Annotated in this window: 7 protein-coding genes; 4 read left to right on the forward strand and 3 right to left on the reverse strand. The window is 46.6% G+C overall.

Features of this window, described 5'->3' with window-relative positions; genetic code table 11:
• Positions 1–83 precede the first annotated feature (83 nt).
• Both Q0R35_RS02170 and ilvB read left to right on the forward strand, forming a co-directional pair.
• Positions 84–758 carry a MotA/TolQ/ExbB proton channel family protein gene (locus Q0R35_RS02170; RefSeq protein WP_295614006.1) on the forward strand — a complete coding sequence of 225 codons (675 nt, stop codon included), beginning with the start codon at positions 84–86 and terminating at the stop codon, positions 756–758.
• 416 nt (positions 759–1174) lie between these two features.
• A complete protein-coding gene (gene ilvB, locus Q0R35_RS02175; RefSeq protein WP_366944803.1) occupies positions 1175–3010 on the forward strand; it encodes a biosynthetic-type acetolactate synthase large subunit in 1836 nt (611 codons plus the stop codon).
• A gap of 95 nt (positions 3011–3105) precedes the next feature.
• On the opposite strand, the gene Q0R35_RS02180 is transcribed toward ilvB, so the two are convergent.
• Positions 3106–4515 carry a tetratricopeptide repeat protein gene (locus Q0R35_RS02180; protein ID WP_295614008.1) on the reverse strand — a complete coding sequence of 470 codons (1410 nt, stop codon included), beginning with the start codon at positions 4513–4515 and terminating at the stop codon, positions 3106–3108.
• A 250-nt stretch (positions 4516–4765) separates the two neighbouring features.
• On the opposite strand from Q0R35_RS02180, the gene Q0R35_RS02185 reads away from it, so the two are divergent.
• Entirely contained in the window at positions 4766–5239 is a 474-nt protein-coding gene (locus Q0R35_RS02185) for a redox protein (protein ID WP_295614010.1), read from the forward strand.
• Positions 5240–5364: 125 nt separating this feature from the next.
• On the opposite strand, the gene Q0R35_RS02190 is transcribed toward Q0R35_RS02185, so the two are convergent.
• Together Q0R35_RS02190 and Q0R35_RS02195 are read right to left on the reverse strand one after the other, a co-directional pair.
• A complete protein-coding gene (locus Q0R35_RS02190) occupies positions 5365–6039 on the reverse strand; it encodes a Coq4 family protein (protein WP_295614012.1) in 675 nt (224 codons plus the stop codon).
• 112 nt (positions 6040–6151) lie between these two features.
• Positions 6152–6505 carry a phage holin family protein gene (locus Q0R35_RS02195; protein WP_295614014.1) on the reverse strand — a complete coding sequence of 118 codons (354 nt, stop codon included), beginning with the start codon at positions 6503–6505 and terminating at the stop codon, positions 6152–6154.
• Positions 6506–6738: 233 nt separating this feature from the next.
• Between Q0R35_RS02195 and Q0R35_RS02200 the strand changes: the two genes are divergently transcribed.
• Positions 6739–7236: a pentapeptide repeat-containing protein gene (locus Q0R35_RS02200; protein WP_295614016.1), complete on the forward strand. Its 498-nt coding sequence runs from the start codon at positions 6739–6741 to the stop codon at positions 7234–7236.
• Positions 7237–7239: the final 3 nt, after the last annotated feature.

The following is a 7239-nucleotide window of genomic DNA, read 5'->3' on the forward strand; positions in this document are numbered from 1 at the left end:
TACGCTACGCGAACGAGCGTCAATTAACTGTAATAATTAACTCTTAGCCGAACTGTCAACTGTCAACCGTCAACTGATTAATTATGGATGTTAGAGACCTGTTTGAGAAAGGTGGCACAACAATGTGGCCGTTGTTTGCTCTATCAGTTTTATCCTTAGCGACGATTTTGGAACGGCTGTGGTTTTGGTTTAAAACGCTTAGGAAAGAAGAAGAGCTAGTCGCAAGCGTACTAGCCGCTAGTGCGAATAATGAATGGGATACCGCCGCTCAAATTGCCAAGCAAGAACGCAATCGCAAACCCATTGGTAGATTTCTGTACGAACCACTCAAGCGGACAAATCCCGATCCGGAGACATTCAAACTCGCCCTAGAAGCTTCCGCTGAGGAAGAAATTGCCACCATGCGGAAGGGTGACAAGATGCTAGAGTCAATCATTGCGCTCGCGCCGTTGCTGGGATTACTGGGCACGGTATTAGGCTTGATTAGATCGCTCAATGGGGTTAAACTCACCGATCTTGGTACTACGGCTGGTGGTAATGTGACGCTAGGAATTAGCGAATCGTTAATTTCGACTGCTACAGGCATGATCGTGGCGATTTTCAGCCTCGCTTTTTACAGATTATTTCAAGGGCTGATCTTCGGTCAAATCAAGTTATTTCGAGGAGCTGGAAATCAGCTAGAATTACTCTACCGAGAACATTGGCTCAATCTCAAAGGTAAGCCGCTCGATCGGGACAACCCAGACGCGATTCTATAATTTTCCCGATCGCATCCCCAGCTATGGAAGATCGATATTTCCAAGCGTAAAATAAATGTATCGATCGTTCGCCATCGTCGATCGATCGATCGATAATAGAACATCAACCCAGTTCATCCAGTAACCAGACATACAAAATTCGCCAGTCTTCAACCCAACCCCTAAAAGTCAGCGTTGTTACTTCGATATATGTATCCCAACTCCCAACTCCCAACTCCAGTCCCCCGTCTGTCTTGAAAAGGTGCTCTACTTGGGGAAACAAGCGACGTTTTGGGGGGAAGCTTCCCCCCAAAAGCTCGCGCCCCTGTTCCCGCACTTTTCGCCCCCAGTCCCCCCGTCCCCCAGTCCCCCTCCCATCTCCTGAGGTTTTATTCGTGGTTTCCCAACGTGTCATTGAAGTAGCAACTACCCAACCATTGCCGATCGTTTCAGCAGTTTCTCGTTCCCAAACTGGTGCTTACGCGTTGCTCGACAGTCTCCATCGTCATGGCGTAGAGCATATTTTTGGTTATCCAGGTGGGGCGATTCTCCCCATTTACGATGAAATTTATCGCTTTGAAGCCGCAGGCAAAATTAAGCATATCCTCGTGCGTCACGAACAAGGTGCCGCACATGCCGCCGATGGTTATGCCCGCGCGACAGGGCAGGTAGGGGTGTGTTTTGCTACTTCTGGCCCCGGAGCTACAAATCTGGTTACAGGCATTGCCACGGCGCAGATGGACTCAATTCCGCTGGTAATTGTCACCGGACAAGTCCCCAGTTACGCGATCGGTACCGATGCCTTTCAGGAGACAGATATCTATGGCATTACCCTGCCGATCGTCAAGCATTCTTACGTCGTCCGCAACCCCGCAGACATGGCGCGGATCGTCGCCGAAGCCTTCTATATCGCGGCTTCCGGTCGTCCCGGCCCCGTTTTAATCGATATTCCTAAAGATATCGGGGCGATGTTGTGCGAGTATACCCCCGTCGCCCCCGGTAGCGTCAAATTACCCGGCTACAAGCCCACCATACGCGGCAATCCTCGCCAAATTAACCAAGCCGTTCAACTAATTGCCAAAAGTCGGCAGCCTTTACTCTACATCGGCGGTGGGACAATTTCGGCTAGCGCGCACGAAGAAGTCAAACAACTCGCCGAACTGTTCCAAATCCCCGTGACTACTACCCTGATGGGCAAAGGTGCCTTTAACGAACTACACCCGCTCTCTGTCGGGATGTTGGGAATGCACGGTACCGCTTATGCCAACTGGGCGGTGACTGATTGCGATTTACTAATTGCTGTCGGTGCGAGATTCGACGATCGGGTGACTGGTAAATTAGAAGAGTTTGCCGCTACCGCTAAAGTCATCCACATCGATATCGATCCCGCTGAAGTCGGTAAAAATCGCACCCCAGATATCCCGATCGTCGGCGATGTCAAACAGGTTTTAATTCAACTGCTCCAGCGCATTCGGGAACTAGGTTTAGGCGGTAATTCCGAGCAAACTAGATCGTGGTTAGAGACGATCTCCGGTTGGCGCGCCGATAATCCGCTAGTTGCACCCAGCTATGAGGGTTTACTCGCACCTCAAGAAGTCGTCGTCGAGTGTCGCCGTCAGGCTCCAGACGCTTACTATACAACCGATGTCGGTCAACACCAAATGTGGTCGGCGCAATTCCTCAATAACCTCCCCCGCCACTGGATTTCGAGTGCTGGCTTGGGAACGATGGGATTTGGCGTACCCGCAGCAATGGGCGTGCAGATGGCACTTCCCAACGAGCAAGTTATCTGTATCAGCGGCGATGCCAGTTTCCAGATGAATCTTCAGGAACTCGGTACGCTCAAACAATACGGCTTGAACGTCAAAATTGTCATCATTAACAATGGCTGGCAGGGCATGGTCAGACAGTGGCAAGAAGCCTTTTACAAAGAAAACTACTCTTCCTCGGAAATGGCACCCTCTATGCCCGATTTTATGCTGTTAGCGCAAGCTTATGGCATTAAGGGAATGACAGTTAATAGTCGGGAAGATCTACCCGCTGCGATCGCGGCAATGCTAGCGCACGATGGCCCTGTTTTACTCAATGCGCTAGTCAAGCGCAATGAAAATTGTTACCCGATGGTACCCACAGGGAAATCTAATGCCGAAATGGTCGGACTTGCCAAACCAAAACGCGCCAGTTCTGGAGCATTATCAATTCATTGCGGTCATTGCGGCGTAATTCATACCGTTAATTATAAGTTCTGTCCCGAATGCGGCGGTCAGCAGTAAGTTAGTTTGCAGTTAAGTTAAATAGTGAAGTAGGGGTAAAGGTTAAAGGGTAAAGGTTTGATAATACCTAATACCTATTACCTATCCCCTATTCCCTATTCCCCACGCCGTCTGGGGTTTCGTTCTCGACTAGGCGCAGTTTTGATACGAATGCCGGGATTGCTAATCGCTTCTCGTTCGTTACTGCGATCGGGATGTTCGCGAGTGGTACGATTTTCTCGCACATCAACTGTTTCGAGCGTCGGCGTATTCGTAGTTACTTGGGGCACAGTAACATCAACCCGTACATTCGTCCGATCGGTTTTTATATTACGCCGAGTGCGATCGCCAGTGGTACGATTTTCTCGGATATTGACTGTTTCGAGCGTTGGCGGACTAGTTGTTACTTGGGGTGTCGGGATATTAGTTTGAGTATTAGTCCGATCGCGCGTGGTGCGATTTTCTCGAATATTTACCTGTGAATTTGATGAATTATTAATAATTACCCGACGATTTTCTCGCGACGAGCTGGTGCCACCCGGTGTGACTTGTCGATTGGTTGAGGTGGTAGTATTATTGATAATAATCGTACTGTTCCCGCCCTCATTCCGCCGTTGTTGGTTGACTTGAATGATGGGAGTAGAGTTGTTATTAATCTGCTGTCGACTGTAAGAAGTATTTACATATACAGGGCTAGAAAAAATGAACTGATTGTAATAAACAACGCTACCCTGGTGATAGTAACCGCCGATATAATAAGGACTATAAATAAAGATCGGACTATAATAAGTCTTCGCAACTCGGTAGTCTTTATTCTCGTAGTATGAATCGAGTGCCACAGCTCGTTCGTAATCGACAGAAGCTGCATGAATTTCACCTAATTCAGATTCAATCGCCCCCCGGTTGTAATAAGCACTAGCATTATTCGGATCGATCTCAATCGTGCGAGTATAATCGGAAATCGCACCGCGTTTGTCGCCTAAAGCCGCTCTGACTATGCCGCGACTGTAGTAAGCCGCTCCATAATTCGGGTCGAGGGCAATCGCCTGATTCAAGTCACTTAAAGCACCCCCGTCGCCTAATTCCGATCGAGTCGCACCGCGATTGTAATAAGCTTGGGCAAATTTTGGGGCAACGGCAATCGCGCGAGTATAGTCATCGATTGCGCCACGTTTATTACCTAATTCATACTTAACCGCACCGCGATTATTATAAGCTTGAGCGAATTTGCGATCGAGTGCAATCGCTCGATCGAGATCCGTCATTGCACCTTGACGATCTCCCAATGCCGATTTCAGTACGCCGCGATTTACATACGCCAAAGCATAAGCAGGATTGAGCTGAATCGCTTGGTTGTAATCAGCCAAAGCACCCTGCTTATCGCCGCTATTATACTTACTTACTCCAGCAGATAAAAACCGCACAGATGCCGAAATTGTATCGTTATTTATCTCAGCCGCGATCGTAACAGGTTGCACCAGTACAATCGTCGCCATCCCCAAACAAGCCAGCACCAGTCTATTCATAATCGTTAGGAATTCTTTATAATTTCACACACCCACCGATGCAACCCATCTTTGTAATTATGACGCTCGGATGTAACCTATCGTTCCCACACTCCCAGTAACGATCTGGGTTAAATTTGCCCAATCGCTAATTTCAAATCTTAAAATAGAAAGTAAGAGCGGCAAAAGGTTCAAAATTGACGGTTTGCTAAACTTGGATGTGCGACGCTCATTGGTAAATAGACATTATTATTTTGTGTGAGGTACGATCGTGTTTGAAATGGTCAGCTACAAAAAGTTCCGCGATACGCCCAGCGTTCGCTTTTTCGATATTACCGTTCCCGAATCAAACGTTCGCGACTTGGTAGTTCATACAGGCCCAGCCACCAGTCCACCCGATAGCGATCGCGGTTACTGGCAATTTTATCTTCATCCTCACCAAGAAGACAATCTCTTAGCGATATCGGGGGGAAGGACATTCTATTTAGTCAATTTTACTTGGAACTATCCGTATCATATTGTGCGCTTGGAGACCGATCGCGAAATTCTCCGAATTCCCAGGGGGACATTCCATCGTTCTGTTTCCGATCGAAATGGGTCTGTGGTGATGAATCAAGCCGTCCGCGACCTGGAAGCGACTGTCGCAAGTGAATTTCGCGTTTATGATAGCGGTAAAATTCCCCGCTTATTAAAGGCAACATCCACCTCGGCACCCCTACCCAAATTACACGGGTTTCAATGGTAAAATCGACGAAATTAGTTAAAAGTCGAGCTAGATACTTAAAATTATCTAGCTCGATTTAATTTTTACATGCCAGATCCAAACCACCTGGGCTAAATTTTCGCTTCCTCAGAACCGATAAAAATTGGCTATGGAATGTAGACTTTTGTGACTTCAATTCCTAATTCTGCACGCCAATCACTCAGAGGCTTCGACCATTGCTCTTCCCATTTTTGTGATAGTAATGGCTGTGCCTTTGCACCACTACGATAGCCTAAAGCAACGCATTCCAACGCATTATTCAAATCTGCTGGGGATTTAGTTAATATGCTCAGAAGTCCACCTGTGAGGAGGATTAAAGACATCGTGCGATGAGTTTGGGCGAGTTCAAAGGATTTTAGACCCAGTTCTCCAGCGACATCGGTACCAAATCCCGCAACGATGTGCCAAATATCGTGTGTTTGGCGCAAGCGTAAAAACATGTAGCTAATATCATCCTTTACCTCAACTTTGCGGTAGAAATTAGGGTCGAAGTTAGATTCTTTAATATAAGCAGCATAATGATGACCGAGAGAATCTGTAGGCAGGGTATATAGAGCATCTATGTCTACCGGAGGTGGGGTATATCTTTCGGTAATAATGCGATCGACAGCAGGGTCAGATTTGACAAATTCCAGTGCTAGTTGAGTGGCTTTGGTATTTCGCAAACCATCTTCAATGTCATAGACAGACTCCGTTTGGGTCGGATCTCTGAATAGGGAAATCGCCCCTTTAAGAGCTAATAAGAAATCAAGATGTAATTTCTGTCTGTTAACGATCGGCATATAATTTTGCTCGAAGATGTAATGATAAAACCCGATCTTAATCGACCTTTTGGTTAGTGGCTGTGTGATGTGCGATCTGGGGATTTATTGCAGGTCGTAAACGAGCGAGCGACTAATTAAATATCCAGTGAATTAATGTTGAGACGATCGATAGCACGATCGAACCAGCAATCGCCGGAACGATGCCATTAATCTGCAACCCTGGCACATAACTTGCCACAAACATCAAACAGGCCACATTAATTGCTAATGATGATAGTCCTAATGTCAAAATTGTCAATGGGAAAGTTAATAATTTTAAGACTGGGCGGACAGTGCTATTAATTAAACCCAGCAATAAAGCGGCGATTAGAGCCGTGACAAAATCTTGAATCCGAAACTGTCCTGGTAGAAAATAATTGACAATCCGCTGCGTAATTAAAAACGCGATCGCATTCAAAACCCAGTTAATTAGTAATTTGGGCATATTTTAGGGATGGGAGCGGGGAGATGGGAGTTGGGATTTTCCCCAAATACATTGCCTTTTCAAACAGAACTAGATCGATCGTCAGTCCAAATTTTAGGATAAACTGTGGATGTTAAGGATTGTAAAAATCCTGAGCGAGTGTTACCCGTCAGAATTTCTGCACTAGTTGTAGAACTTACACCTTACAGTAGCATTAGCTTTACTCGATCGCCGCTCGTTGTTTACTGGAAAACATGCCTACTATTATCGCCTTAATTTTTGCTTCGATCTTAATATTTTTTCCGAGTAACGCAATTGCGGCGGGAGGAACTTCTCAATACAGTCCGTCACTTTCCTATGATAATGCCGAACTCAACGGGGAAGACTTTTCTGGGAAAAACCTTCAGACGGCAGTATTCACCACTGCCAAGTTAGATGATACCAACTTTTCTGGGGCAGACCTCACAGGCGTAGTCATCAGCTCGTCCACCTTAAACCGTACCAATCTTCACGGGGCGAATGTTTCTCAAGGTTTACTCGACCAAGTGCGGTTTGTGGGTGCCGATTTGAGCGATGCTGTTTTCACTGAAGCAATGATGCTGCGATCGACATTTAAAGATGTTAATATTGCGGGCGCAGACTTTACCGATGCGATTTTAGGCAAGGTTCAACAAAAAGAACTTTGTAAAATTGCCACTGGTACTAATTCCAAAACTGGCATCGCCACTCGCGATTCACTGGGCTGTAAGTAGACA

Source organism: Chamaesiphon sp. GL140_3_metabinner_50 (assembly GCF_025361915.1).
Taxonomy (GTDB): Bacteria; Cyanobacteriota; Cyanobacteriia; order Cyanobacteriales; family Chamaesiphonaceae; genus Chamaesiphon.

Excerpts from the sequence above, each read along its gene's own strand:
- Q0R35_RS02170 (WP_295614006.1), top strand. The coding sequence starts at position 84 with ATGGATGTTAGAGACCTGTTTGAGAAAGGTGGCACAACAATGTGGCCG.
- Q0R35_RS02180 (WP_295614008.1), bottom strand. The coding sequence starts at position 4,515 with ATGAATAGACTGGTGCTGGCTTGTTTGGGGATGGCGACGATTGTACTG.
- Q0R35_RS02190 (WP_295614012.1), bottom strand. The coding sequence starts at position 6,039 with ATGCCGATCGTTAACAGACAGAAATTACATCTTGATTTCTTATTAGCT.
- Q0R35_RS02195 (WP_295614014.1), bottom strand. The coding sequence starts at position 6,505 with ATGCCCAAATTACTAATTAACTGGGTTTTGAATGCGATCGCGTTTTTA.
- Q0R35_RS02200 (WP_295614016.1), top strand. The coding sequence starts at position 6,739 with ATGCCTACTATTATCGCCTTAATTTTTGCTTCGATCTTAATATTTTTT.